The organism is Actinophytocola sp. (assembly GCF_050699915.1).
GTDB lineage: Bacteria > Actinomycetota > Actinomycetes > Mycobacteriales > Pseudonocardiaceae > Actinophytocola.
In genome coordinates, this window is sequence record NZ_JBOHGA010000087.1 from 1 (window position 1) to 24,393 (window position 24,393).

Annotated in this window: 25 protein-coding genes; 11 read left to right on the top strand and 14 right to left on the bottom strand. The window is 70.2% G+C overall.

Going from position 1 to position 24,393, the window contains the following annotated elements; genetic code table 11:
• From ACRDSK_RS17220 to ACRDSK_RS17230, 3 genes are all read left to right on the top strand, one after another.
• Positions 1-645 (top strand): amidase family protein (locus ACRDSK_RS17220; RefSeq protein ID WP_431442060.1); only part of this gene is annotated, 645 nt, incomplete at its 5' end.
• Positions 642-1,184, top strand: coding sequence for a TetR/AcrR family transcriptional regulator (locus ACRDSK_RS17225; protein ID WP_431442061.1), 543 nt, complete (start codon positions 642-644; stop codon positions 1,182-1,184). The genes ACRDSK_RS17220 and ACRDSK_RS17225, both read left to right, overlap by 4 nt.
• Positions 1,185-1,217: 33 nt before the next feature.
• Positions 1,218-2,036 (top strand): SAM-dependent methyltransferase, encoded by an 819-nt coding sequence (locus ACRDSK_RS17230; RefSeq protein ID WP_431442062.1) that lies wholly within the window; start codon positions 1,218-1,220, stop codon positions 2,034-2,036.
• Here the strand turns inward: ACRDSK_RS17230 and ACRDSK_RS17235 are convergent.
• Together ACRDSK_RS17235 and ACRDSK_RS17240 are read right to left on the bottom strand one after the other, a co-directional pair.
• Positions 1,986-3,182, bottom strand: a complete 1,197-nt coding sequence (locus ACRDSK_RS17235) for an MFS transporter (protein WP_431442063.1) — start codon at positions 3,180-3,182, stop codon at positions 1,986-1,988. The genes ACRDSK_RS17230 and ACRDSK_RS17235 overlap by 51 nt on opposite strands.
• Positions 3,183-3,220: 38 nt before the next feature.
• Positions 3,221-3,790: an ArsR/SmtB family transcription factor gene (locus ACRDSK_RS17240; RefSeq protein ID WP_431442064.1), complete on the bottom strand. Its 570-nt coding sequence runs from the start codon at positions 3,788-3,790 to the stop codon at positions 3,221-3,223.
• 115 nt (positions 3,791-3,905) lie between these two features.
• Here ACRDSK_RS17240 and ACRDSK_RS17245 point away from each other — a divergent pair, with 115 nt between their 5' ends.
• From ACRDSK_RS17245 to ACRDSK_RS17265, 5 genes are all read left to right on the top strand, one after another.
• A complete protein-coding gene (locus tag ACRDSK_RS17245; protein ID WP_431442065.1) occupies positions 3,906-4,283 on the top strand; it encodes a hypothetical protein in 378 nt (125 codons plus the stop codon).
• Between the two features lie 181 nt (positions 4,284-4,464).
• Entirely contained in the window at positions 4,465-5,064 is a 600-nt protein-coding gene (locus ACRDSK_RS17250) for a dihydrofolate reductase family protein (RefSeq protein ID WP_431442066.1), read from the top strand.
• Positions 5,065-5,078: 14 nt separating this feature from the next.
• Positions 5,079-5,441, top strand: a complete 363-nt coding sequence (locus ACRDSK_RS17255; RefSeq protein WP_431442082.1) for a class I SAM-dependent methyltransferase — start codon at positions 5,079-5,081, stop codon at positions 5,439-5,441.
• A gap of 129 nt (positions 5,442-5,570) precedes the next feature.
• Positions 5,571-5,936 (top strand): VOC family protein, encoded by a 366-nt coding sequence (locus tag ACRDSK_RS17260; RefSeq protein WP_431442067.1) that lies wholly within the window; start codon positions 5,571-5,573, stop codon positions 5,934-5,936.
• Between the two features lie 211 nt (positions 5,937-6,147).
• A complete protein-coding gene (locus ACRDSK_RS17265; protein ID WP_431442068.1) occupies positions 6,148-6,801 on the top strand; it encodes a VanZ family protein in 654 nt (217 codons plus the stop codon).
• Positions 6,802-6,931: 130 nt separating this feature from the next.
• Here ACRDSK_RS17265 and ddaH read toward each other — a convergent pair whose 3' ends face one another.
• The gene (ddaH, locus tag ACRDSK_RS17270) at positions 6,932-7,756 is read right to left on the bottom strand and encodes a dimethylargininase (protein WP_431442069.1); all 825 of its coding nucleotides are present in this window, start codon (positions 7,754-7,756) and stop codon (positions 6,932-6,934) included.
• A gap of 74 nt (positions 7,757-7,830) precedes the next feature.
• On the opposite strand from ddaH, the gene ACRDSK_RS17275 reads away from it, so the two are divergent.
• From ACRDSK_RS17275 to ACRDSK_RS17285, 3 genes are all read left to right on the top strand, one after another.
• Entirely contained in the window at positions 7,831-8,295 is a 465-nt protein-coding gene (locus tag ACRDSK_RS17275; RefSeq protein WP_431442070.1) for an Lrp/AsnC family transcriptional regulator, read from the top strand.
• 142 nt (positions 8,296-8,437) lie between these two features.
• Positions 8,438-10,357: a 2-oxoacid:acceptor oxidoreductase subunit alpha gene (locus ACRDSK_RS17280; RefSeq protein WP_431442071.1), complete on the top strand. Its 1,920-nt coding sequence runs from the start codon at positions 8,438-8,440 to the stop codon at positions 10,355-10,357.
• Positions 10,354-11,415 (top strand): 2-oxoacid:ferredoxin oxidoreductase subunit beta, encoded by a 1,062-nt coding sequence (locus tag ACRDSK_RS17285; RefSeq protein WP_431442072.1) that lies wholly within the window; start codon positions 10,354-10,356, stop codon positions 11,413-11,415. The genes ACRDSK_RS17280 and ACRDSK_RS17285 overlap by 4 nt, the downstream gene beginning before the upstream one ends.
• A gap of 5 nt (positions 11,416-11,420) precedes the next feature.
• Here ACRDSK_RS17285 and ACRDSK_RS17290 read toward each other — a convergent pair whose 3' ends face one another.
• The 11 genes from ACRDSK_RS17290 to ACRDSK_RS17340 all read right to left on the bottom strand — a co-directional run.
• A complete protein-coding gene (locus ACRDSK_RS17290) occupies positions 11,421-12,215 on the bottom strand; it encodes a hypothetical protein (RefSeq protein WP_431442073.1) in 795 nt (264 codons plus the stop codon).
• A gap of 98 nt (positions 12,216-12,313) precedes the next feature.
• A complete protein-coding gene (locus tag ACRDSK_RS17295; protein ID WP_431442074.1) occupies positions 12,314-13,738 on the bottom strand; it encodes a hypothetical protein in 1,425 nt (474 codons plus the stop codon).
• Between the two features lie 131 nt (positions 13,739-13,869).
• The gene (locus ACRDSK_RS17300; RefSeq protein ID WP_431442075.1) at positions 13,870-14,898 is read right to left on the bottom strand and encodes a polyprenyl synthetase family protein; all 1,029 of its coding nucleotides are present in this window, start codon (positions 14,896-14,898) and stop codon (positions 13,870-13,872) included.
• 118 nt (positions 14,899-15,016) lie between these two features.
• Positions 15,017-16,567, bottom strand: coding sequence for an NADH-quinone oxidoreductase subunit NuoN (gene nuoN, locus ACRDSK_RS17305; RefSeq protein WP_431442083.1), 1,551 nt, complete (start codon positions 16,565-16,567; stop codon positions 15,017-15,019).
• 64 nt (positions 16,568-16,631) lie between these two features.
• Positions 16,632-18,206, bottom strand: coding sequence for an NADH-quinone oxidoreductase subunit M (locus tag ACRDSK_RS17310; RefSeq protein ID WP_431442076.1), 1,575 nt, complete (start codon positions 18,204-18,206; stop codon positions 16,632-16,634).
• The gene (nuoL, locus tag ACRDSK_RS17315; RefSeq protein ID WP_431442084.1) at positions 18,206-20,116 is read right to left on the bottom strand and encodes an NADH-quinone oxidoreductase subunit L; all 1,911 of its coding nucleotides are present in this window, start codon (positions 20,114-20,116) and stop codon (positions 18,206-18,208) included. Before nuoL ends, ACRDSK_RS17310 begins: the two co-directional genes overlap by 1 nt.
• A 67-nt stretch (positions 20,117-20,183) precedes the next feature.
• Positions 20,184-20,483: an NADH-quinone oxidoreductase subunit NuoK gene (gene nuoK / locus ACRDSK_RS17320; RefSeq protein ID WP_431442077.1), complete on the bottom strand. Its 300-nt coding sequence runs from the start codon at positions 20,481-20,483 to the stop codon at positions 20,184-20,186.
• 136 nt (positions 20,484-20,619) lie between these two features.
• Positions 20,620-21,486: an NADH-quinone oxidoreductase subunit J gene (locus ACRDSK_RS17325; protein WP_431442078.1), complete on the bottom strand. Its 867-nt coding sequence runs from the start codon at positions 21,484-21,486 to the stop codon at positions 20,620-20,622.
• Entirely contained in the window at positions 21,483-22,031 is a 549-nt protein-coding gene (nuoI, locus tag ACRDSK_RS17330; RefSeq protein WP_431442079.1) for an NADH-quinone oxidoreductase subunit NuoI, read from the bottom strand. Before nuoI ends, ACRDSK_RS17325 begins: the two co-directional genes overlap by 4 nt.
• A complete protein-coding gene (gene nuoH, locus ACRDSK_RS17335) occupies positions 22,018-23,352 on the bottom strand; it encodes an NADH-quinone oxidoreductase subunit NuoH (RefSeq protein WP_431442080.1) in 1,335 nt (444 codons plus the stop codon). Before nuoH ends, nuoI begins: the two co-directional genes overlap by 14 nt.
• Before the next feature lie 133 nt (positions 23,353-23,485).
• Positions 23,486-24,393 (bottom strand): molybdopterin dinucleotide binding domain-containing protein (locus tag ACRDSK_RS17340; RefSeq protein WP_431442081.1); only part of this gene is annotated, 908 nt, incomplete at its 5' end.

The window sequence follows — 24,393 nt, forward strand, 5'->3', positions numbered from 1 at the left end:
GGCCGGCTGCGCGTGGCACTCTCGCTGCGCCCGGCGTTCTCGCTGGTCCGCGGGATGCGGCTGGACCCGGAGGTGCGCGCGGCCGTCATCGGCGTCGCGCGGCGGCTGCACGAGCTGGGCCACGAGATCGTCGTCGCCGAGCCGCGGTACGGGATGATCGGGCTCAACTTCCTCCCCCGCTCGCTGGCCGGCGTGCACGACTGGTGCGGCATGACGCCGGACCAGGAGCTGCTCGACTTCCGCACCCGCGACGCCGGTCGGATGGGCTCGCGGCTCGCCGGCCGCGCGCTGCGGTTCTCCACCCGGTCGCTGGGGTTCTTCCAGCGGAAGGTGGGCCGGATCTTCGACCGGGTCGACATGGTGCTCGCGCCCACCGCGGCCGCACCCCCGCTGCCGGTCGGCGCCATCGACGGGCTGACCGGCTGGGGCACCGACCGGACGGTGATCACGGCCTGCCCGTACACCTGGCCGTGGAACGTACTCGGCTGGCCGGGCATGAACGTCCCGGCCGGACTGACCGACGCCGGCCTGCCGGTGGGCGCGCAGCTGCTCGGCCCGGCGGGCGGCGAGGAGCGGCTGATCTCGCTGGCCGCGCAGCTCGAGTCGGTCCTGCACTGGGCCGACCGCACGCCGCCCGTCTCGTGACCACCCGGGAGCGGATCCTCCACGCGGTGCTGCGGGTGATCGGCACGGACGGCGTCGCGGGGGTGACCAACCGGCGGGTGGCGCGCGAGGCGGAGGTGTCGCTCGGCTCGATCACCTACCACTTCGCGACGCAGCACGAGCTGCTGCGGGAGGCCATGCTGCTGTTCGTCGCCGAGGAGACCGCGCGGCTGGCCGCCGTGGCCGAGCACCACCTCGGCACACCGTCGCTCGCGGAGGCGGCCGCGCTCGTCGAGCAGGTCGCGCTGCACACCCGGTTCGGCCACGAGGAGATCGCCCCGCTCGAGCTGTACATCCAAGCCGGCCGCGACCCCAGCCTGCGCGACGCGGCGGCCGAGTGCTTCGCCGCCTACGACCGGATCGCCGTCACCATCCTGCGTGGCCTGGGCCTACCCGAGCCCGAGCGCACGGCCGGACCGGTCGTCGCGCTGCTCGCGGGCATGCAGCTGCGCCGGCTGGCCACCGGCAGCACGGGCGAGACGAGCATTGCCGACGCCGTTACGATGCTCGTGCGCGTCTAGGCAGTGATTCACCACCTACATCTGGAGTCCGCCATGAGGCCACAACCCCCGACGGACGTGCCGAAGATCGACATGAGCAAGCCGAACGCCGCTCGCATGTACGACTTCCACCTGGGTGGCGCGCACAACTTCGAGCCGGACCGCGTGCTCGCGTCGCAGGTCGAGCAGTTCGCGCCGTGGGTCAAGGACGTCGCCCGCATCAACCGCGCGTGGCTGCACCGCGTCCTGGACTTCATGCTGGCCCAGGGCGTGCGCCAGTTCCTCGACCTCGGCTCCGGGATCCCGACGGTCGGCAACGTGCACGAGATCGTGCAGCGCGCCGACCCGAGCGCGCGCGTGGTCTACGTGGACAACGAGCCGGTCGCCGTGCATCACAGCTTCGAGCTGCTGAAGGACAACGACGACGCGACGATCGTGTGGGCCGACGTCCGCGACCCTCGCGCCGTGCTCGACCACGCGGAGGTGGCCAGGCTGATCGACTTCTCCCAGCCGGTCGGGCTGCTCATCGTCGGACTGCTGCTGTTCATCGACGACGAGGCCGACCCGGCCGGGCTGGTGAAGACCTACCGCGCGGCGTGCCCGGCGGGCAGCTACCTCGCGATCTCGACGATGAGCCAGGACGAGGCGGACGCCGAGACCAAGGCCGAGCTCGCGAACCTGTTGCGGCTGTACGAGAGCGCCGACGAGCGGATCACCGCGCGCGACCGCGCCACGATCGAGAGCTGGTTCGCCGGCACCGAGCTGGTCGAGCCGGGGCTGACGCTGCTCGACGAGTGGCGGCCGGATCGCGCCTCGACGCCGTCAGCGGCTCGCCTGCTCGGCTACGGCGGCGTGGGGCGCGTGCTGGGCTGACTTCGGCCTGATCACCAGCACCAGGATGCCGGCCAGCACGTAGATCGCGGCCTGTGCGTCGAGCAGGACGGTGTCGCCGGCGACGTCGGCGAGCATGCCGGCGAGCAGCATGCCGACGGTGTTGCCGAGCGCGAGCGTGGCGTACGCGGAGCTCATCAGCCGGCCCGTGGCCGCGGGCGGCACGGCGGTCTGCAACGCCGACAGCAGGCCCGACTGGATCACGACCCCGGGCACGCCGCTCGCCGCGAACAGTCCGATGTAGACACCGAGCGCGACGGTGACCGACGGCCCGTTCCACACGACCGCTGACAGGAGTCCGAACGCGACCGCGCCCCAGCCGAACAGCCGATGCGGCGCGACCCGGCGGGCGAGCACGACGATCCCGACGCCCGCGACGAGCCCGCCGACCGCCTGCACGCCGCGCAGCAGGCCGACGCCCTCGGGGCCGGCGCGCAGCACGTCGAGCACGAACGGCACGAAGAGGACGAGGAACATGCCCTGCGAGATCGCGCCCAGCAGCATCGAGGTGCCGGTGACCCAGAGGCCGCGGTCGCGGCGGATGAGGTCGAGGCCGTCGAGCCATTCGCGCCAGGGCGAGCGTCTCTCGGCAGGTTCCCGCCGTTTTGTGTGGAACGGCCTGAGGAGGGCGAGCGCGGCGACCGTGAGGACGGCGGCGTAGGCGAGGTAGACCGTGTCGATGCCGCCGGTGGCGAACAGGACGCCGCCGAGCCAGGCGCCGGCGAGCCGGGAGACGTTGGTGCCGGAGCCGAGCAGGCCGTTCGCGGCGGTGACGCGGTCCGGGCCGACGAGGTCGGGAACGAGCGCGTTGCGGGCGGGTTCGAAGAGCGCGGCGAGGCTCGCCTGGCCGGCCATCACGAGGTAGGCGGCGCCGTCGGTGACGAGCAGCGGGGCGGCGACCACGGCCTGGCCGACGCAGACGGCGAGGAGGAGCTTGCGCCGGTCGAGCCGGTCGGCGAGGACGCCGGCTGCGGGGCTCAGCAGGACGGCCGGGACCAGCCCGAGGATCATCATCGCGGCGGTGGACGCGGCCGAGCCGGTGGCCTGGTAGACGAGGATCGGCAGGGCGATCTGGAGCATCCACTCGCCGGTCTCGGAGCAGACGGCGGCGAGCCAGAGCCGGGTCATAGCCCGCCCGTCGCCGTCTCTCGTGCGCGTACGTCGGGTCATCGCTCGAGCCGGGGGAAGGCGCGGAAGCCGGCGTAGACGGGTCTCGCGTCGGGCGGCGGGTCCGCGCGGATGGTGCTGACGTAGGGGCGGAGCAGGGCGTCGACCTGCCGGGTCAGGTCGGCGAGCTCGTCGGCGGTGACGGTGAGCGAGTAGCTGTCGAGGGCCGCGGCGTCGCGCCATTCGGGGCCGAGGTCGTCGGAGCGGTCGAGGTAGCGCTGGGTGAGCGTCTGCTCCTCGGCGTGGGCGGTGCCGAAGACGGCGAGCTGGGCGGCGCGGGCGGTCGGGTCGTCGGACAGCGCGCCCAGCTCGAGCCCGACAACGGCGGCCCGCCATGGTCGCTGCCGACCGTCGGCACCGTCGGTGGGCTCGACCAGGCCGAACTTGGCGAGCTGGCGGAGATGCCAGCTGCAGTTGGAGGCCGTCGACCCGACCGCGTCGGCGCACTCGCTGGCGGTGCGGGGCCCGACGGCCATGAGATAGCGCAGGAGGCCGGCGCGCAGTGGGTGGGCGAGCGCGCCCATGAGCTCGAGGTCGCGGACCTTGCGGCGGGGCGGCAGCTCGCTCATCGCGCTGACCTCTTCTCTGAAGGAACTCTTTCGAAAGTATCCTTTCAAATAGTTGGGTACTTGTCGACCCTGACCGGGATGGCGTTGCCGCGGCGGCGCGCGCAGAATCCGCGCCATGACCGAAGCCCTGACCGACCTCGGCACCTCCTTCGCGAGGGCGCTGGCGGCGAAGGATCCGGCTGCCGTGCGCGCGGTGATGGCATCCGACCTGGACTTCCGGGCGATGACACCGCGGCGGTTCTGGGAGGCGAACGACCACCAGGAGCTCCTCGAGGTGCTGTTCGACCACTGGCTGGACCCGCAGGACGAGGTGCTGGCCCTGCTGTGGACGACGACCGGGGAGGTGTCGACGCGCCGGCACGTCGCCTACCGCCTGCACCTGCGCACGCCGTCGGGCGAGGCGCTGATGGAGCAGCAGATGTACTACGAGACGAGGGGCGACCGGATCCATTGGGCGCGGCTCATGTGCTCGGGCGCGGTCCCGCTCCGGTGAGTTCGGTCGCGGCGGTGGTCAAATCGTCCATGGACCTGTACAGCGTCATGTGCGTGCGCGACCGGACGAAGGCGGTCGAGTGGTGCGGGATGTTCTTCGGACGGCCGGCTGTCGAACCGCGGGGCGCTGCTTCGACGTGTCGGTGAGTCCCAGTTCGCCACCACGAAGGAGTTCGGTTCCCATGACCAAGGTCGTCACCGGCGCCACGATGTCACTCGACGGCTACATCGCCGGCCCCGACGAGAGCGGCTTCGACCTGCTGTTCCAGTGGTACGGGAACGGCGATGTCGAGATCCCGTCGGCCAGCCCCGCGGTGCCGCCGGTCCGCCTCTCCGCCGCGAGTGCCGAGCTGGTCAGGCGCGAGTGGGGCAACGCCGGCGCGCTCGTGGTCGGCCGCTACCTGTACGACATGACCAACGCATGGGGCGGCCGCCACCCGATCGACGTGACGACGGTCGTGCTCACCCACCGCCGCCCCGACGACCGCCCGGAGGACGACGAGAACTTCGCCTTCGTCACGGGCGGCATCGAGGCGGCGGTCGCCAAGGCGAGGGAGCTGGCCGGAGAGAAGGACGTGATCGTCAACGGCGGCGAGATGGCCCGGCAGTGCCTGGAGGCGGGCTTGCTGGACGAGGTCGGCGTGGAGCTGGTGCCTGTCGTGCTGGGCGCCGGGAAGCCGCTGTTCCCCTCGCTCGCCAGCACGCCGGTGGAGTTCGAGGGGCCGACCGCGGTAGTCCAGGGCACCGGCGTGACCCACCTGCGCTACCGCGTCAAGAAGTGACCTGACAATCGTCGATACCTGCCCGGTGCCGGCACGGGCAGGACAGCGCCCACTTCCAGGAGGAAGGCTTCACCGTGGTCACGACCGACCTGTCGACGGCGATGGTCGAGCGCTGCCGGGCCAAGGGCATCGAGGCCTCGTTCGACGCGGTGTTCGCGATGAACTGTCTGCTGCACGTACCCAACTGCGACCTGCCCGCGGTCCTGGCGGCGGTTCGGGCGATCCTGCGCCCGGGCGGGCTGTTCTTCGTCGGCGTGTACGGCGGGAACGAGAGTGCCGAAGGCCCCATCGACGACGAGCACGAGCCGCCGCGCCTCTTCTCGTGGCGCACCGACGAGCAGCTGCGCAGCCTCGCCATCGTCGCTGCAGTGCTCTGACCTGCCTCTTTGTGTCGCTCCGCGGCTCATTCCGGGCGCTTGTTCCGTGATGGTTCCGCGCTGCCGCGATTCCGATGAGTTTCGATGGCTGTCGTGGTCCAACCATGCGAGACGACGGGAGGAGTCCTCGTGGACCTGTACAGCGTGATGTGCGTGAGCGACCGAGCCAGGGCGGTGGCGTGGTTCGAGGTGTTCTTCGGGCGGCCGGCGGACGAGGTCATCGGCGAGGAGTACCTGTGGCAGGTCGGCGAGAACGCGTGGATCGTCATCGACGACCGCGACGTGCGCGCCGAGCGGGTCGGCGGGGCGATGGTCACCTTCGGGGTGACCGACCTCGACGACATCCTGGCCCGCCTCGCCGCGAACGGCATCGAGCACGAGCCGGTGGAGACCTACGGCAACGGCGTGCGCCACGTGGACGTACTCGATCCGGACGGCAACAGTCTGTCGCTCGCCGAGTCGCCCCCCGAGTGGATCGCGAAGTTCGAGCGCTGAGCGATCTCCTCCCCCGCTCCCTCGTACAGGCCGTCCCGGAGCCGGCGTTAGACGATCGAGGCCGAGGGAGCACCAGTCCGGCCGAGGTGCCGAGATTCTGTAGCGCGGCTGTAGCCGAACGCGTACGCCGTTGCGACGGAGCTCCGTCTCTAATGGGGGCGTGAAGCAGAGCGCATCCCTGTCAGCACCGCCCCGCCGTACGCGCAGGATCGTGCTAGTCAGCCTGGCGATCCTCGGCCTGGCGGGCGCGGTGTACGCCGTGCGGCGACCGCTCACGATGGCCGCTCCGACGTGTATGGCAGGACGGTGGCACGGCTGCTTCGACACGTTCAACGGCGTGGTGCTCATGACGCTGGCCGGGCTGCCGCTGGCAGGGCTGGTGGTGTGGGTTCTTGCGCGCCGTCGACGTGCCGCTGGCGTCGCCTCGGCGTGGCGGATGTCGCTGGCCGAGGTGGGTATGGTCTACGGGACGGTGCCGTTGGTGTGGATGACCACGATGCCGGGCTCGGGGGCCGGCATCGTCCCCGGCCGGGTGAGCCTGGTGCCGCTGCGGGACCTGCTCACGATGGGCCCGATCGGGATCGCCGGCAACCTGCTGATCTTCGCGGCACTGGGGTTCTTCGCCCCGATGCGGTTCGCGGCGCTGGCGTCCGTGCCGCGGATCCTGGCGCTGGGGGCGGGCTGCTCGGTTCTGGTCGAAACGGCACAGTACGTCCTGCGGCTTGACCGGGTTTCCTCCGTGGACGACGTACTCGTCAACGCCGCCGGCGCCGCACTGGCCGCGGTGGCATCGCGTCGCTGGTGGCGCACCGTGGCTGAGGTGCCGTCGGACCAGTCTCGCACCGCGTCGGTATCGGCAGACTAAGGAACTGAACGCGCCGCCGGTGGTGGCGCTACCGTCGCCAGCTCGCGGGCGGCGGCGCGCCTGATGGCTCCCGTTCGGCGTCCAACGAGCGGATTGACCGGCTGTTTGCGCAGGTCAGAGAGTTAGCGATTTAGTCCCGAAGTTCTAGCGTGCAGCACTTTGGGCCGCCGCCAGACTTGCGTAGTTCGGAGATGTCCACGAACGACGGTTCGTAGCCGTGGTTGATCAGCTGGTCCGCCAGGTGCGTGGCTTCCATCGGGAGGACAACGTTGCGGCCGTCGGACACCGCGTTCAGGCCCAGGCACTCCGCGTCCGCGGGGGTGGCGATGATCGCGTCCGGGAAGAGGCGGTACAGGACCCGTTGGGAGCCTGGGGAGAACGCCTCCGGGTAGTACGCCACGTGTGCCGCGCGGCCGGCGCGGGCGGGAGACAGGACGCACAGCGCCGTGTCCAGGTGGTAGAAGCGCGGGTCGACGAGGTGCAGCGACACCACCGGCACGCCCAGGATCTCCTGCGCCTCGGCGTGCGCGCCGGGGTCGGTGCGGAAGCCGGTGCCGGCCAGCAGCACCTCGCCGGTCCAGGTGAAGTCGCCCTCGGCCTCGTTGGTCTTGGTCGGCATGATCACGTCGCGGTAACCGTGGTCCAGGAACCAGCGGCGGAAGTAGTCGGCCTCGGCGGCTCGCTGTCGGGCCCGGAAACGGGCGCCCAGCACGTGGCCATCGACCACGGTCCCCGAGTTGGCGGCGAACACCATGTCCGGCAGGCCCCGCTGGGGCTGGATGAACTCGACCTTGTGGCCCCAGCGGCGGTAGGTGTCCGCCAGCTCGGTCCACTCCTTTACGGCCAGCTCAGTCGACACGGGCTGGCTCGGGTCCATCCACGGGTTGATCGAGTACTCGACGGTGAAGTACGTCGGCTCGCACATCAGGTAGCGTCGCTCGGTCGACTCGCGCATGATTCCAATGTAGACGCGCGCATGACCAGCGAACAATGTCGCATTGGCGCCGTCAGACCGGCAGAATGTTGCGCGTGGACACGATAGATCAGCGAATCATTTCTCAGCTCGTGGCCGACGCGCGCTCCAGCTACTCCGAGATCGGCAAGGCGGTCGGACTGTCCGCGCCGGCCGTCAAACGCCGCGTCGACCGGCTGCTCGACACCGGCGTCCTGCGCGGCTTCACCGCCGTCGTCAACCCCGAGGCGCTCGGCTGGGGCACGGAGGCGTTCGTCGAGGTCCACTGCATCGGCAACGTCACCCCGGACCGCATCCGCGCCCGCCTGCTCCCCCTCCCGGAGGTCGTCGCCGCCTACACGGTCTCCGGCGCGGCCGACGCCATCGTGCACCTGCGCGCGGGCAGCATCCACCACCTCGAGGACGCCCTCGAACGCCTCCGCGCGGTCGACATGATCGACCGGACCGTCTCCACGGTCGTGCTCTCCAGGCTGCTCGACCGACCGCCGGCACCGGAGGTCGACCCGCGGTCGTCCCGCTAGGTGTAACGGAGCTCCCACGATCTGAGACGTCCGTGTGTGAGCTGAGCCGCGAACATTCCGTACCCGGCAACCTCCTGGTGCCGGCGCGGATAGGGTTGAGGGCGTGAGCACGAAGTCGTGCGACGGAGGGACCGAGAGGATCATGGATACCAGCGGGAACGAGGAGAACGGGGGAAACGGCGAGCTGGCGAGTACGCGGGCCACCACCGTTACCAAGCTCGACCGGGTGGTGGTGAGATTCGCCGGCGACTCGGGCGACGGCATGCAGCTGACCGGCGACCGGTTCACCTCGGAAGCCGCCGCGTTCGGTAACGACCTGGCAACGCTGCCCAACTTCCCCGCCGAGATCCGCGCCCCAGCGGGCACTCTCCCCGGCGTCTCCAGCTTCCAGATCCACTTCGCCGACTACGACATCCTCACGCCCGGCGACCGGCCCGACGTCCTCGTCGCGATGAACCCCGCCGCGCTCAAGGCCAACATCGCCGACCTGCCCGTCGGCGGCACGGTCATCGTCAACACCGACGAGTTCAGCAAGCGCAACCTGACCAAGGTCGGCTACGACAGCAACCCCCTCGAGGACGACTCGCTGTCGAACTTCCAGGTCTTCGCGGTGCAGATGGCGACGCTGACGCAGGGCGCGCTCAAGGAGACCGGCCTCTCGAAGAAGGACGCCGAACGGTCGAAGAACATGTTCGCGCTGGGCCTGCTGTCGTGGATGTACCACCGGCCGACCGAGCGCACCGAGCGGTTCCTGCGGGAGAAGTTCGCCCGCAAGCCCGAGATCGCCGAGGCCAACGTGCTGGCGTTCCGCGCGGGCTGGAACTACGGCGAGACCACCGAGTCCTTCACGGTCACCTACGACGTCCCGCCGGCCGAGTTCCCACCCGGCACCTACCGGCAGATCACTGGCAACATGGCGCTGGCCTACGGGCTCGTCGCGGCCGGCCAGTGCTCCGGGCTGCCCGTGCTGCTCGGCAGCTACCCGATCACGCCGGCGTCGGACATCCTGCACGAGCTGTCCAAGCACAAGAACTTCGACATCACCACGATGCAGGCCGAGGACGAGATCGCCGGCGTGGGTGCCGCGCTCGGCGCGGCCTACGGCGGCTCGCTCGGCGTGACCACGACGTCCGGCCCGGGCATCGCGCTCAAGTCGGAGACAATCGGCCTCGCGGTGATGTCGGAGCTGCCGCTCGTCGTCATCGACGTGCAGCGCGGCGGGCCGTCGACCGGGCTGCCGACCAAGACCGAGCAGGCGGACCTGCTGCAGGCGATGTTCGGGCGCAACGGCGAGTCGCCGGTGCCGATCATCGCGCCGCAGTCACCCGGCGACTGCTTCGCCGCCGCACTGGAGGCGACGCGGATCGCGCTGACCTACCGGACCCCGGTGCTGCTGCTGTCCGACGGCGCGATCGCGACCGGCTCGGAGCCGTGGTTGATCCCGAACGTCGAGAACCTGCCGGACCTGCGAGTCACCTTCGCCAAGGAGCCGAACGCGCTCGACGGCGGCGACGAGCACTGGCCGTACGTCCGCGACACCGACACGCTCGCCCGCGAGTGGGCCATCCCCGGCACGGCCGGACTGCAGCACCGGATCGGCGGGCTGGAGAAGGCCGACGGCAAGGGCAACATCTCCTACGACCCGGACAACCACGACCGCATGGTCCGGCTCCGTCAGGCCAAAGTGGACGGTATCGACGTGCCGGACCTCGAGGTGGACGACCCGACCGGCGACGCCCGGCTGCTCGTGCTCGGCTGGGGCTCGACCTACGGCCCGATCGGCGCCGCCTGCCGGCGGGTGCGCGGCCAGGGCCTCACGATCGCCCAGGCGCACCTGCGTCACCTGAACCCGTTCCCCGCCAACCTCGGCGAGGTGTTGCGCTCCTACGACCGCGTGGTCATCCCGGAGATGAACCTGGGTCAGCTCGCGCTGCTGATCCGCGGCCGGTTCCTCGTGGACGCGGTGCCCTACAACAAGGTCGCGGGCCTGCCGTTCAAGGCCGAGGAGCTGCAGCACGTGCTCACCGAGCATCTGAACCAGTTGGAAGGAGTTCCGGCATGACCGCCGTGGACCTCGGACTGCCCGAGCTTGGCGGGCTGGTCAACGTGCCCACCACCGACGAGCCGCAGAAGGCCAAGGACTTCAAGTCGGATCAGGAGGTGCGGTGGTGTCCGGGGTGTGGTGACTATGTGGTGTTGAACGCGATGCAAGCCTTCCTCCCCAGTCTGGGGTTGAAGCGGGAGAACATCGTGTTCATCTCCGGGATCGGCTGTTCCTCGCGGTTTCCGTACTACATGAACACCTACGGCATGCATTCCATCCACGGCCGCGCCCCCGCGATCGCCACCGGTCTCGCCGTCACCCGCCCGGACTTGTCGGTGTGGGTGGTCACCGGGGACGGTGACGCGCTCTCGATCGGTGGGAATCATCTGATTCACGCGTTGCGCCGTAACGTGAACATGACGATCTTGTTGTTCAACAACCGGATCTACGGGTTGACCAAGGGCCAGTACTCCCCCACGTCGGAGGAGGGCAAGCTGACCAAGTCCACCCCGATGGGCTCGCTGGACCACCCGTTCAACCCGCTGTCCCTCGCCCTCGGCGCCGAAGCAACCTTTGTGGCCCGCACCCTGGACAACGACCGCACACAACTCACCGAGATTTTGGCCGCCGCTGCGGCGCACCGGGGGTCGGCGTTGGTGGAGATCTACCAGAACTGCCCGATCTTCAACGACGGCGCCTTCGACGTGCTGAAAGAACCCGGCCAGAAGGAACAACGCCTCATCCCGCTCCAACACGGGGAACCCATCGTGTTCGGCACTGATGGTGATCACGCGGTCATCCGCACCGACTACGGCCTGGACATCACCAAAACCGCCGACATCGGCCAACACGAGATCGTCGTGCACGACGCCACTCTCGACGACCCGTCCTACGCCTTCGCCCTGTCCAGGCTCTCCACCCAGGACCTCGGCCACGTCGTCACCGGCATCTACCGCAACATCAACCGCCCCAGCTACGACGACGCCGCACGAGCCCAGGTCACCCACGCGGCCGAGGCGAAGCCGCCGAACCTCCAGGCGCTGCTCAACGGGAACGACACCTGGACGGTCAGCTGAGCTAGCTACTTGGCGGCCGCCTTCTTCTTGTGGTTCCAGGCGGAGAAGCCGGCGCTCTCGGCGTCGGCCGGCGTCTTGAACCAGACGTCGGCCTTGGTGCGGCCGAAGTAGGGCGACGCGGCCGTGTGGAAGAGCTTCGAGGAACGCTTGCCCTTCACGGTGAACTCCTCGCCGGGCGCGCTGCCGTCGGGCAGCGGCTTGGCCGACCCGGGTCCGAAGGGGCCTTCCTCGCCGGCGGCGGGCGCGTCCACGACCTCGGCCACGGTCGAGCCGGCGGCCGGGGTCTCGGCGACGGGCTCCGGGGCGACCTTCTTGCCAGCGGCGGCTTCCTCGGCTGCCGGGGTGTCCTCGGCGGCCGGGGTCTCCTCCGGCGCCACGGCGGGCTCGGCGGCGACCGGCGCGCCGGCGGAGAAGGTCGGCGGCTCGGCGGACTTCTTGCCGGCGGCGGCTTCCTCGGCTGCCGGGGTGTCCTCGGCGGCGGGAGTCTCCTCCGCGGTGGAGGACTCGGAAAGCAGCGCGGCCTCGCGCTCGCGGTCGAGCGTGCTGATCGCCGGGCCGGCGGGCAGCTCCGCGGGCTCGTCGGCCGGCTCTTCGTCCTTGACCGCTTCCGCCGTCTCGGACTCCGACTCGGACGCAGTCTCGGAGACCGGCTCGGTGGCCGTGGTCTCGGCTGACGCGTCCGACTCTGGTGCCGTTGCCGGCTCCGGGGTCGGTGTCTCAGCCGGCTTGGCCGCCGTGGTCGGGGTGTCCGGCACCGCGGACGACTTGCGCTTGCCGAACAGCCGAGTGAACCACTTCACGGCGCCTGCCTCCTAGCGAACGACGGGCTGGGTCACGATCACCGATGTGGCGAGAACAATAGGGCACCAGGTGATCGCGACTTTTTCCGGCGTCAATCTCAGCCAACCGGGCGGAAACCAACCCGCTCCGCGTCGGCCGGAGACTTGAACCACACCTCGGCGACGGTGCGGCCGAACTGCGGCGACTCGGGCGTGCAGTACCGCAGCGCGCTCACGCTCGCCTTGATCGTGAACTCCGGCGACGGCGACGCGCCGCCGGGCAACGGCATGGCCGAGCCGGGGCCGAACGGACCGCGGCCGTTGCCGTCGCCGCGGATCCGGTGTGGGGGCGGCACGACCGGCGAGTCCTCGGCCGGCACGATCGGCTCGAACAGCGCCCGGGCGGACTCGCCCTCGGGCAAGGGCTCCGGCTTGGCCGTCTCCACGCCGAACGGCGTGTGTCCGCGTGGCTTGTTCGGTACGCGCTTCGGTAAGGGGTTGGCGCTCCCCTGGTCGGCGCGGACGGTCACTCCAGGCATGATCTTCGGCTCGTCGGTCCCTTGTCGGCTCTGCTCGGCGCCGGACCGTCGTCCGCTCGGTGGCATCACCTCGGGAGGCGCTTCGGTGATGCGAGCCGCAGGCATGACCTCGGTCTGGCCCTGCGCGCCGTCGGCCGCTGCGGTCGGCGTCGACACTGCTCCCGGCATCGGCTGCGAGGTTACCTCCGGAGTCCGACGAATCTCGGTTTTCGGCTCCTTCGGCGTGGCGACCATGTCGGAGCCGAGGGTCGGCGCCACCGGGCTCGCGGCGTCCTCGTCGGCGAGGTCGTCCACGAGCGCGTCCGCCGGCTCGTCCACGCGCGGCTCGGCCGGCGCGGACTCGTCGAGCCGGCGGATCACCTCGCCCGGGATCGGATGGGTGTGCTGGGTGAAGACCGTGCCCGCGGGCGGCGCCTCGGCGTCGTCGTCGACCAGGCGCCCGTCGACGTCGGGCGGCTCTGCCGCGCGCAGCCGGCTCATCGCCTCCAGCGGCTCGCGTTCGCCGGACCTCTCGTCGTCGTCGAACCAGCCGCGGCGGTCGGGCTGAGCCGGCACTTCTGGTGGCGCCTCGATCCCGCCCGCCCCGGACGCGATGCCGAGGTACTGGGTGGTCTCCGCGCGCGAGGTGTCGGCGAGCTCGGTGTCGGCCGTGTCCGTCTCGGGCGGCGCGGACAGGCTGTCGAACGCGGAGCGGATGCGGGGGACGTCGGCCGGCTCGCGGCGGGGCAGGGCGTAGGCGCGCGCGAGCGGCTCGTCCTGCGGGCTCGGCACGGGGGCGCGGTCCTTGTAGTCGTCGTACCGCCCGTACTTGTCGTACTCGTCGTCGCGCGCCCGGTGCCTGGACTCGGACTGGTCCGCGGGCTGGCGGCGGAACCGCGTGGAGAGCTCGGCCTCGAGCTCACCCACTCGCCTGCGTGCCGGCAACGCGACCAGTGCCCAGCAGAGGAGCGCGCCGAGTAGGAAGGCCAGCGAACTCCACAACCAGACCTGCCCGAAGATCGGCATGGGTATAACTCCCTCCGCGCGCCGCCGCGACGCTGCAAGCGGTGCTCAGGCTACTGCGGTCGGCGGGACGACCGACACCAGCCGGTCGGTTTTCGCACCCGCGACACGCTGCGTGACCACGGGAGCGTGGCTCACCGGGTACGGGCTACCACGTAGCGTGCCAGCATGTCCAGTGCCTCGCGAGCCGGGCATTTCGGCAGCCCGGCCAGCTCCGCACGGGCGCGGTCGGCGTACTCGCTGAGGGTGCGGCCCGCCTGTTCGAGCCCGGGCGACTTCCTGAGCAGCGTCAACGCCTCGTCGACGAGGTCGTCGTCGGTGATCGGGGCGGCGAGCAGCTCGCGCAGCCGGGGGTCGGGCTCGGTGCCGGTGTACTCGGCCGACAGCGCGTAGAGCATCGGCAGGGTGAGCACGCCCTCGCGGAGGTCGGTACCTGGGGTCTTGCCGGACTCGTCGGCCGGTGACGCGATGTCGATGATGTCGTCGGAGATCTGGAACGCGGTGCCGATCAGCTCGCCGAAGCGGTGCAGCGCCTCGATGTGCTCGGCCGACGCGCCGGAGAACATGCCGCCGTAGCGGCCGGCGGTGGCGATGAGCGAGCCGGTCTTCTGCCCGATGACGGCGAGGTAGTGAACGACCGGGTCGTCGCCGGGGAGCGGGCCGACGGTCTCGCGCATCTGCCCGGTGACCAGCTCGCCCATGGTCTCGGCGATGATGCGCGCGGCCTGGCTGCCGAGGTTCGCGACGAGGCCTGACGCGTGGGCGAAGAGGAAGTCGCCGGTCAGGATGGCGATCGTGTTGTCCCAGCGGGCGTTGACGCTCGCCTCGCCGCGGCGCATGGTCGCCTCGTCCATGACGTCGTCGTGGTAGAGCGTGGCGAGGTGGACGAGCTCGACCGCGGCCGCGGCGGTGACGACGTCGTCGTCGATCTCGCCGGACACGGTGGCGGCCAGCAGGGTGAACAGCGGGCGGAAGCGCTTGCCGCCGGCCCGCACCAGGTGCGTGGCCGCCTCGTTGACGAACTCGACGTCGCTGCGGACGACGGTGTGCAGCAGCTGCTCGACCTTGACGAGCCCGCCCCCGACGGACTCGACGAGCGCTGGGTCGGCCCGGTCCAGTCCGAGCGACGCGGGTAGCCGCGGCACGGCATGGTCTGCTGTCACGTCGGCATCGCTCCCCACCTCGAATTCCTGGTCACAGCCTAATGTCCGGGTCATTCGAGGAGGCGTTTCGGGCGCCTCGGGGTGGCGGTTCTCACCACCACGACGAGCCAAGGTCCGGCTACTGCAGCGCGAAGTTGCCCGCGTTGGCCCAGTCCAGCGCGAACGCCGGGACGAGGCCCAGCAGCAACGTCACCACGACCCCCAGGGTGATCGCCGCCGTGGTGAACGCGCCCGGCACGGTCACCGTCGGACCGTCGGGTGCCGGCTCGCTGAAGTACATCAGCACGATCACCCGCAGGTAGAAGAACGCCGCGATCGCGGAGGCCACCAGCGCGACCACCACGAGCGGGGCCATCCCGTCCGACAGGGCCGCCGAGAACACCACGAACTTGCCGATGAAGCCCGAGGTCAGCGGGATGCCGGCCAGCGCGAGCAACAGGAAGGTGAACACGGCCGCCACGAGCGGCGACCGTTTCGCCAGGCCCGCCCATTGGGACAGGTGCGTCGCCTCGCCGTCGGCGTCGCGGACCAGCGAGATCACGCCGAACGTGGCCATCGTGGTGAAGCCGTAGGCCAGCAGGTAGAACAGCGTCGACGAGACGCCGTCGGGCGTCAGCACGATGGCGCCGATCAGCAGGAAGCCGGCGTGCGCCACCGAGGAGTACGCGATCATCCGCTTGATGTCGGTCTGGGTGAGGCCCAGCACCGCACCGATGATCATCGACACGATCGCCACGCCCCAGAGCACGCCGCGCCACTCCCAGCGCGTGGACTCCAGGCCCACCGACAGCACCCGCAGGATTCCGCCGAACGCCGCCACCTTGGTGCAGGCCGCCATGAACGCCGTGATCGGCGTCGGCGCGCCCTGGTAGACGTCCGGGGTCCACGCGTGGAACGGGCCCACCGAGCCCTTGAACAGCAGCCCGACGACCAGCAGCGCCATGCCGCCGAACAGCAGCGTGTCCGACCGGTCCGTGCCCGCCGCCGCGTTGGCGATGTCCGCCAGCCGCACCGAGCCCGAGTAGCCGTACAGCAGGGCCAGCCCGTACAGGAAGAACGCCGACGCGAACGCGCCGAGCAGGAAGTACTTGACCGCCGCCTCCTGCGACAGCAGCCGCCGCCGCCGCGCCAGGCCGCACATCAGGTACAGCGGCAGGCTCAGCACCTCGAGCGCCACGAACATCGTCAGCAGGTCGTTCGCCGAGCAGAAGACCATCATGCCGCCGAGCGCGAACAGCGTCAGCGGGAAGACCTCGGTCTGCATCTGGTACCGGGCCGCGTCGCGCCGGGCCGGGTGCGCGCCCAGCCGCTGCTCGCGGTCCTGCACGGTGCCCGGCCGGATCGCCGCGGTGGCCACGAACGCGCCGCCGGGCTCCACCGAGCGGTCCGCGATCATCAGTACCGAGCCGAGCGCGAGCGCGAGCAGCGTGCCCCACAGGAACAGCGCCGGGCGGTCGACCGCGATCGTGTTGGACAGCGTCGTCTCGCCGGCGGACGGCGCGTCGGTCACGTAGACCGCCATCGCCAGGCCGGCGCCGACCAGGGCCAGCAGGGTCAGGAAAACCTGCGCCTGCCAACGCTGGTGACGGGGCAGGAACGCCTCGAACAGCACCCCGACGCAGGCCGCGCCGAGAATGACCAACATCGGCAGGATCGCCGGGTAGTTGATCGGCGCGAGCGTCTCCTTGCCCTCCTGGGCGAGGAAGACGCCGGTGGAAACGAGTGCGGACAACTCAGTTGCCTCCGTCCGAAATGCCGACCGCCTCGAGGGTGGCGTCCACGGTCGGAGTGATCACGTCGAGCAGTGGCGCCGGGTAGAAGCCGATGCCCACGACCAGCGCCAGGAGCGGGGCGAGCACGAGCTTCTCCCGGACGTCGAGGTCCAGGATCGCCTTGCGCGCGCCGACCTCGGGGGCGATCGCGGTGCCCGGCCCGCCGGCGACGCCGACGAGCGCGTTGCCGCGCACCGGGCCGTGGAACACCCGCTGGTAGACCCACAGCACGTACATCGCGGCGAGGATCATGCCGATCGTGGCGAGGATCGTGTAGACCGGCTCGTTGCCGTAGGACCCGACCAGCACCAGGAACTCGCTGATGAACGAGTTCGTGCCGGGCAGCGACAGCGTGGCCAGGGCGGCGACCAGGAACACGCCGCCGAGCACCGGGGTCAGCTTGGCCATGCCGCCGTAGTCCGCGATGAGCGTGGAGCCGCCGCGGGCGATGACCATGCCGATCACCAGGATCAGCATGCCGGTCGCGATCGAGTGGTTGACCATGTAGGTCACCGCGCCGACCTCCGACTGGGCCGTGAACGCGAAGATGCCGAGCGCGATGAAGCCGAAGTGCGCGATCGACACGTACGCGATGAACCGCTTCATGTCGCGCTGCATGGTCGCCAGCAGCGCGCCGTAGAGGATGCCGGCCACGCCCATCACGAGCACCAGCGGCGCGAGCGTCGTGCTGGCGTCCGGGGTCATCGGCAGCAGGTAGCGCAGGAAGCCGAACGTGCCGACCTTGTCCAGGATGCCGACCAGCAGCACGGCGACGCCGATCGGCGCCTCCGCGGCGGCGTCCGGCAGCCAGGTGTGCAGCGGCACCAGCGGCGCCTTCACCGCGAACGCGAGGAAGAAGCCCAGGAAGATCCAGATCTGGTTCTCCAGCGGCGCGTCGCTGACCACCTCGACGAGCGTGGCCCAGTCGAACGTGCCCGAGCCCAGCTCGTCGGACGCCATCGAGTAGGCGCCGATCACCGAGGCCAGCATGATCAGGCCGCCGAGGAAGGAGTACAGGAAGAACTTCATCGCCGCGTACTGCCGGCGCGGGCCGCCGTAGTTCCCGATCAGGAAGTACATCGGGATCAGCATGATCTCGAACAGCACGTAGAACACGAAGACGTCGGTCGCGGCGAACACGCCGACCGTGAGCGCCTGCTGCAGCAGGATCAGCGACAGGAACCCGCCCGCGCTGCGCTCGGCCGGCAGCTTCTCCGTCCAGCCGGCGCCGATCACCAGCGGCACCAGCAGGCCGATCACCGCGATCATGACCAGCGCGATGCCGTCCACGCCGAACGACAGGTGCACGCCGAACGCGGGGATCCAGTCGACCGAGAAGTACTGCTGCAGGCGCGCGCCGTCCGGGTCATAGGAGAACCAGGCCGCGATGGCGACGCCGAACTCGGCGATCGAGAAGCCGAGCGCCGTCTGCTTGGCGAGCGTGTCGTTGTCCCGCAGGAAGGCGACCACGAGCGCGCCCAACAGCGGAACCAGCAACAGCAGGACCAGCAGCACCGCAGAGGAAGAGGAGGTCATCACGCGTACCTCACTGCCAAGAATGCGATCAGTACCAGGATCGAGCCGCCGAGCATGGTCGCCGCGTACGAGCGGACGAACCCGGTCTGCGTCCTGCGCAATCGGCCGGAGCTGCCGCCGAGTGTGGCGGCGATGCCGTTCACCAGCCCGTCAACTCCCTTGTTGTCCACGTAGACCAGTGCGCGCGCGAGCCAGGTGCCCGGCCGGGCGACCAGCGCCTCGTTCAGTGCGTTGCCGTACAGGTCCTTGCGGGCCGCGCGCACCGGGAACGACACCCGCTCCGGCGCCTCGACCGGCACCTCGCGGCGGCCGACGACCAGCCACGCGATCAGGACGCCGAGCAGCGACAGGCCGACCGTCAGCCACGGGATCAGGCTGTGGTCGAGGACGGTGTGCTCGGCCTCCTCGAGCGCGCCCAGCGAGGGCGAGAGCCACTCGGCCAGCAGGTCGCCGCCCGCGAAGAACCAGCCCGCGCCGACCGAGCCGACCGCCAGCAGGATCATCGGCACGGTCATCACGGCCGGCGACTCGTGCGGGTGGAAGTCCCTGCCGTCGGAGGACTTCAGCTCCTTCCACCGCTGCTTGCCGAAGAACGTCATCAGCATCAGGCGCGTCATGTAGAACGCGGTCAGGCCGGCCGCGAGCAGCGCCGCGCCACCGAACACCCAGCCACGCCAGCCCTCCTCGCCGAAGGCCGCCTCGATGATCGCGTCCTTGGAGAAGAAGCCGGAGAACGGCGGGATGCCGATCAGCGCGAGGTAGCCGAGGCCGAACGTGGCGAACGTGACCGGCATGAGCCGCGCCAGCCCGCCGTACTTGCGCATGTCGACCTCGTCGTTCATGGCGTGCATGACCGACCCGGCGCCGAGGAAGAGCCCGGCCTTGAAGAAGCCGTGCGTGAGCAGGTGCATGATGCCCAGCGCGAACCCGAACGGGCCGAGGCCGACGGCGAGCATCATGTAGCCGATCTGGCTGACCGTGGAGTACGCGAGGACCTTCTTGATGTCGTCGTACGCGCAGCCGATGATCGCCCCGAGCAGCAGCGTGATCGCGCCGATGATGACGACGACGAGCCGGCCGTCCTCGCTCTGCATGTAGATCGGGTTGGCCCGGGCCACGAGATAGACGCCGGCGGTGACCATCGTCGCCGCGTGGATCAGGGCCGAGACCGGGGTCGGGCCCTCCATCGCGTCCGGCAACCACGCCTGCAGCGGGAACTGGCCGGACTTGCCGCAGGCGCCCAGCAGGAGCAGCAGCGTCAGCGCGGTGAGCGTCGCGGGCGAGAGCTCGTCGAGGCTCGCGAACACCTCGGTGTACTGGGTCGTGCCGAGCTCCGCGAACATGATGAAGATCGCCAGCGCCAGGCCGACGTCGCCGACCCGGTTCATCAGGAACGCCTTCTTGGCCGCGGTCGCCGCGGACGGGCGGTTCGTGTACCAGCCGATGAGCAGGTACGACGCGAGGCCCACGCCCTCCCAGCCGAGGTAGAGCGTCACGAACCCGTTGCCCAGCACCAGGATCAGCATCGCGGCGACGAACAGGTTGAAGTACCCGAAGAAGCGTCGCCGGTCGGCGTCCTCGGCCATGTAGCCGATCGAGTAGATGTGGATCAGCGCGCCGACGCCGGTGATCAGCAGCACGAAGCTGATCGACAGCGGGTCGATCCGCATGCCGAACTCGACCTGCAGCTGCTCGACCGGGATCCAGTCGAACATCGAGACGTTCTGGACCCGCTCGGACTCGGCCATCCCGGTGCTGGAGAAGAACAGCAGCAGGCCGTAGACGAACGACGCGACGATGGTCAGGCAGCCCAGCAGGTGGCCCCACGCGTCGGTGCGCCGGCCGCCGAGCAGCAGCACCACGGCGCCGATCACCGGGAACAGCACCAGCAGCCAGGCCGACCCGGCCAGACCGGTCGCCTCGGTTACCTCGGCGACCTGCTGTGCCGCCAGGTGTGTTGCAGTCACGGCCTTCCCCTCAGTACTTCAGCAGGTTGGAGTCGTCGACCGAGGCCGAGCGGCGGGTGCGGAAGATCGACATGATGATCGCGAGACCGACCACGACCTCCGCTGCGGCAACCACCATCACGAAGAACGCCATGATCTGGCCGTCGAGCGAGCCGTTGATCCGCGCGAACGTCACCAGGGACAGGTTCACCGCGTTCAGCATCAGCTCGATGCACATGAACACCACGATGGCGTTGCGCCGCACCAGGACGCCGACCGCGCCGACGGTGAACAGCAGCGCGGAGAGCAAGAGGTAGACGGTAGGAGTCACAGTGCCGCCTCCCCGGAATTCAAACGCCTGGTCTCGTTGGGAAACAACATTCCCGTCGACCACGTACCTGTGGCCGGTTTGCGTCCCGTTCCCCTTAGGCGCGGTTGGCAGACACGCGGCTCAGACACCGGAAGGGTCATGCGGACTCTCCGTCCGTCGTGGACGAGGGATTCAGCGCGCGGCCCTCGGCGGTGGGGCCGGTGCCGGCGACGGCCCTGCGCTCCTCCTCGAACTCCTCCGCGGCGGCCGAGTCGATCAGCCGGGACAGCGACTCCGGCGCGACCGAGCCGTCCGGGAGCAGCGCCGGCGTGGCGACCGAGGACGAGGTGGCGAACACGCCCGGGCCGGGCAGCGGCGACGGGCGGTCGTGCTCTCCGCGGAAGCGGGCCTCGACGAGCTCGCGCTGGGTCTTGCGGCCGCGGGTGTGCCGGTCGACGTAGCCGAGCACCATCGCGCCGACCGCGGCGGTGATCAGCAGTGCGGAGGTGAGCTCGAACGGGAACAGCCAGTCGGTGAAGATCGAGCGGCCGATGTTCTCCACGTTCCCGTTGCCGCCGTTGGCCTGCTCGCCGGTCAGCCCGACCGGCGTGACCGAGGTCAGCGACCGGGCGATCGCGCCGACCACGAGGGCGGCGAGGGCGACGCCCAGCACGGTCGCGGCGAACCGCTGCCCGCGCAGGACCTCGACCACCGAGTCCGAAGAGTCCTTGCCGACCAGCATCAGCACGAACAGGAACAGCATCATGATCGCGCCGGTGTAGACGATGATCTGCACGAAGCCGAGGAACGGCGCCTGCTGGACCATGTACATCACGCCGAGCGAGAGCATCGTCAGCACCAGGAACAGCGCCGAGTGCACCGCGTTCTTCGCGAAGATCATGCCGAGCGCGCCGAACAGGGCCAGCGGGCCCAGCACCCAGAAGGAGACGGCCTCACCGGTGGACATGGTGTTCTGCACGCCCTGGGCGAGCACGGCGTCGGCCAGCAGCACTGCCGGGGTCACTTGACCTCCCCCTTCACCGGGTCGGGGTAGCCCCACTTGCGGGCCAGCTGCGGCGCGTCGACGTAGTAGTCCTGCTCGGTGTCACCGAGGCGCATCGGGTGCGGCGGCTGCTCCATCCCCTTCAGCAGCGGGGCGAGCAGGTCCTCCTTGGTCCAGATCAGGTCCTGCCGGTTGTCGTCCGCGATCTCGTAGTCGTTGATCATCGTCAGCGACCGGGTCGGGCAGGCCTCGATGCACAGGCCGCAGCCGATGCACCGCAGGTAGTTGATCTGGTAGTCCGCGCCGTAGCGCTCACCGGGCGAGAAGCGCGCCTCGTCGGTGTTGTCCGCGCCCTCCACGAAGATCGCGTCGGCCGGGCACGCCCAGGCGCACAGCTCGCAGCCGACGCACTTCTCCAGCCCGTCCGGGTGCCGGTTGAGCTGGTGGCGACCGTGGTAGCGGGGCGCGGCGGGTGCGCCGATCTCGGGGTACTCCTCGGTGACGACCTTCTTGAACATCGTCGAGAAGGTGACCCCGAAGCCCTTCAGCGGATCAAAGATCCCCATCGTCTGACTCCTTCCCGGCGTCCGGCCGCGCACCGGTGCCGGTACCGACGGTGGCCGGCCGGCGCCGCGCCGACCGGCGGCCGCGGACCGCCTTGCGCTTGGTCGGCTCGGGTATCTCCAGGTCGAGCGGCGGGACCGGATAGCCGCCGCCGGTGATCGGCACCTGGTCGTCGTCCTCCACGCCGCGGGTGCCGCGGTCGAACACGAAGCCCAGCGCCACGACCACCAGCAGCACGATGCCGCCGTAGGTGAGGATCTGGCCGGTGGAGACCTCGCTCTCGCCGCGCAGCGTGCGCAGACCCGCGATCAGCACGATCCAGACCAGGTTGGCCGGCACCAGGACCTTCCAGCCGATCCGCATGAACTGGTCGTAGCGGTACCGGGGCAGCGTGGCGCGCACCCAGATGAAGCAGAACAGCAAGAAGAAGGTCTTGCCGAAGAACCAGAGGATCGGCCACCAGCCGGTGTTGAAGTAGTTGTCGTTGATCAGCGAGATCGGCCAGGGCGCCATGTAGCCGCCGAGGAACAGCGTCGTCGCGAACGCGCAGACGATCACCATGTTCACGTACTCGGCGAGGAAGAACAGCGCGAACTTCATCGAGCTGTACTCGGTGTGGAACCCGCCGACCAGCTCCGACTCCGCCTCCGGCAGGTCGAACGGCGCCCGGTTGGTCTCGCCGACCATCGAGACGAGGTAGATCAGGAAGCTCGGTATCAGCAGGTAGAAGTACCAACCGCTGGCCTGTGCCTGAACGATGTCGCCGGTGGACAGCGACTGCGCGTAGAGCACGACGGAGACGATCGACAGACCCATCGCGATCTCGTAGGAGATCACCTGCGCGGCCGAGCGCAGCCCGCCGAGCAGCGGGTAGGGCGAGCCGGACGACCAGCCGGCGAGCACGATGCCGTAGACGCCGACCGAGGAGCAGGCCAGCACGAGGAGCACACCGACCGGCAGGTCGACCAGCTGCAGCACGGTCTGCTCGCCGAAGATCGACACCTGCGGGCCGAACGGCATCACCGAGAACGCCATGATCGCGGGGATCACCACGATGACCGGGGCGAGGAAGTACACCTTCCGGTCCGCGCCGGCCGGGATGATCTGCTCCTTGAACGGCAGCTTGATCGCGTCCGCGATGGACTGCAGGTAGCCGCCGGGGCCGACCCGGTTCGGGCCAGGCCGCTGCTGCATCCGACCGATCGCCTTGCGCTCCCAGATGATCAGGAAGATCGTCAGGATCGGCCCGATCAGCAGGACGATGACGACCTTGATCAGGATCAGCCAGAGCGGATCGTCGGCAAGTAGCTCGGCGCGAGTCATCCCGCCTCCCCGGAATTCAAGGTGTTGGTTGCGCTGGGAAATGACCTCACCGTTGACCACGTACTTGTGGCCGGTTTGCGTCCCGTTCCCCTTAGGTGCGGATGGGGAGCACTCGGCCTTGTGACAATGCCTGTCACGCTGACTCGCCCCCATCAGTACTCGTCGAGCCGGTCAGCAGGTTCTCCGCGCTGACCGAGACGACGTCGCCGTGGCCGGCGACGAGCGTGCGCCGGGTGGTGGCCGGGCCGGAGTTGGTTGGCAGCCAGACGACCCCGTCCGGCAGGTCCGCCAGCTCGGCCGGCAGGGTGATCGAACCGCGCTCGGTCTTGACGGTCACCGCGGGATTGCCGCCCAGGCCGATCCGCTGCGCGGTGGCCGGCGAGAGCCGGGCGACGGTGGGCCGTGCGGTGCCGGCGAGGTGCGGCTCGTCGGACTGCAGCGCGCCGTTGTCCAGCAGCCGCCGCCAGGTGGCGAGCAGCGCCTGGCCATCGGCGAGCTCCGGTGCCGGAGCCACGGTCGCGGTGGGCGGGGATGCGGCACGTGAAACCGCGGGCAGCCGGGCGAGGTCCGCGGCGGCCGCCTGCGGGGTCTGGGTGAACAGGTCGACGTCCATCTCGACGCCGAGCGTGTCGAGCACTCGGCAGTCCGACAGCGAGCCGGTGCCCTCGATGGTTGTGCCGAAGTCGCGGCGGCGGCCCTCCCAGTTGAGGAAGGTGCCGGACTTCTCGACCGCGGGCGCGACCGGGAGCACGACGTCCGCGCGCTCGGTGACCGCGCTGGCCCGCAGCTCGAGGCTGATCACGAAGCCCGCCTTGTCCAGCGCCGCCTCGGCGAGCGCCGGGTCGGGCAGGTCGTCGGTCTGCACGCCGCCGACCACCAGGCCGTCGAGCTTGCCGGCGGCCGCCGCGGCGACGATCCCCGTGGTGTCCAGGCCGGCTCGTCCGGGCAGCGCACCGGCCGGCAGGCCCCAGGTCCGCTCGACCTCGGCGCGCGCGTCCCGGTCGGTGACCAGGCGGCCGCCGGGCAGCAGCGTCGGCGCGG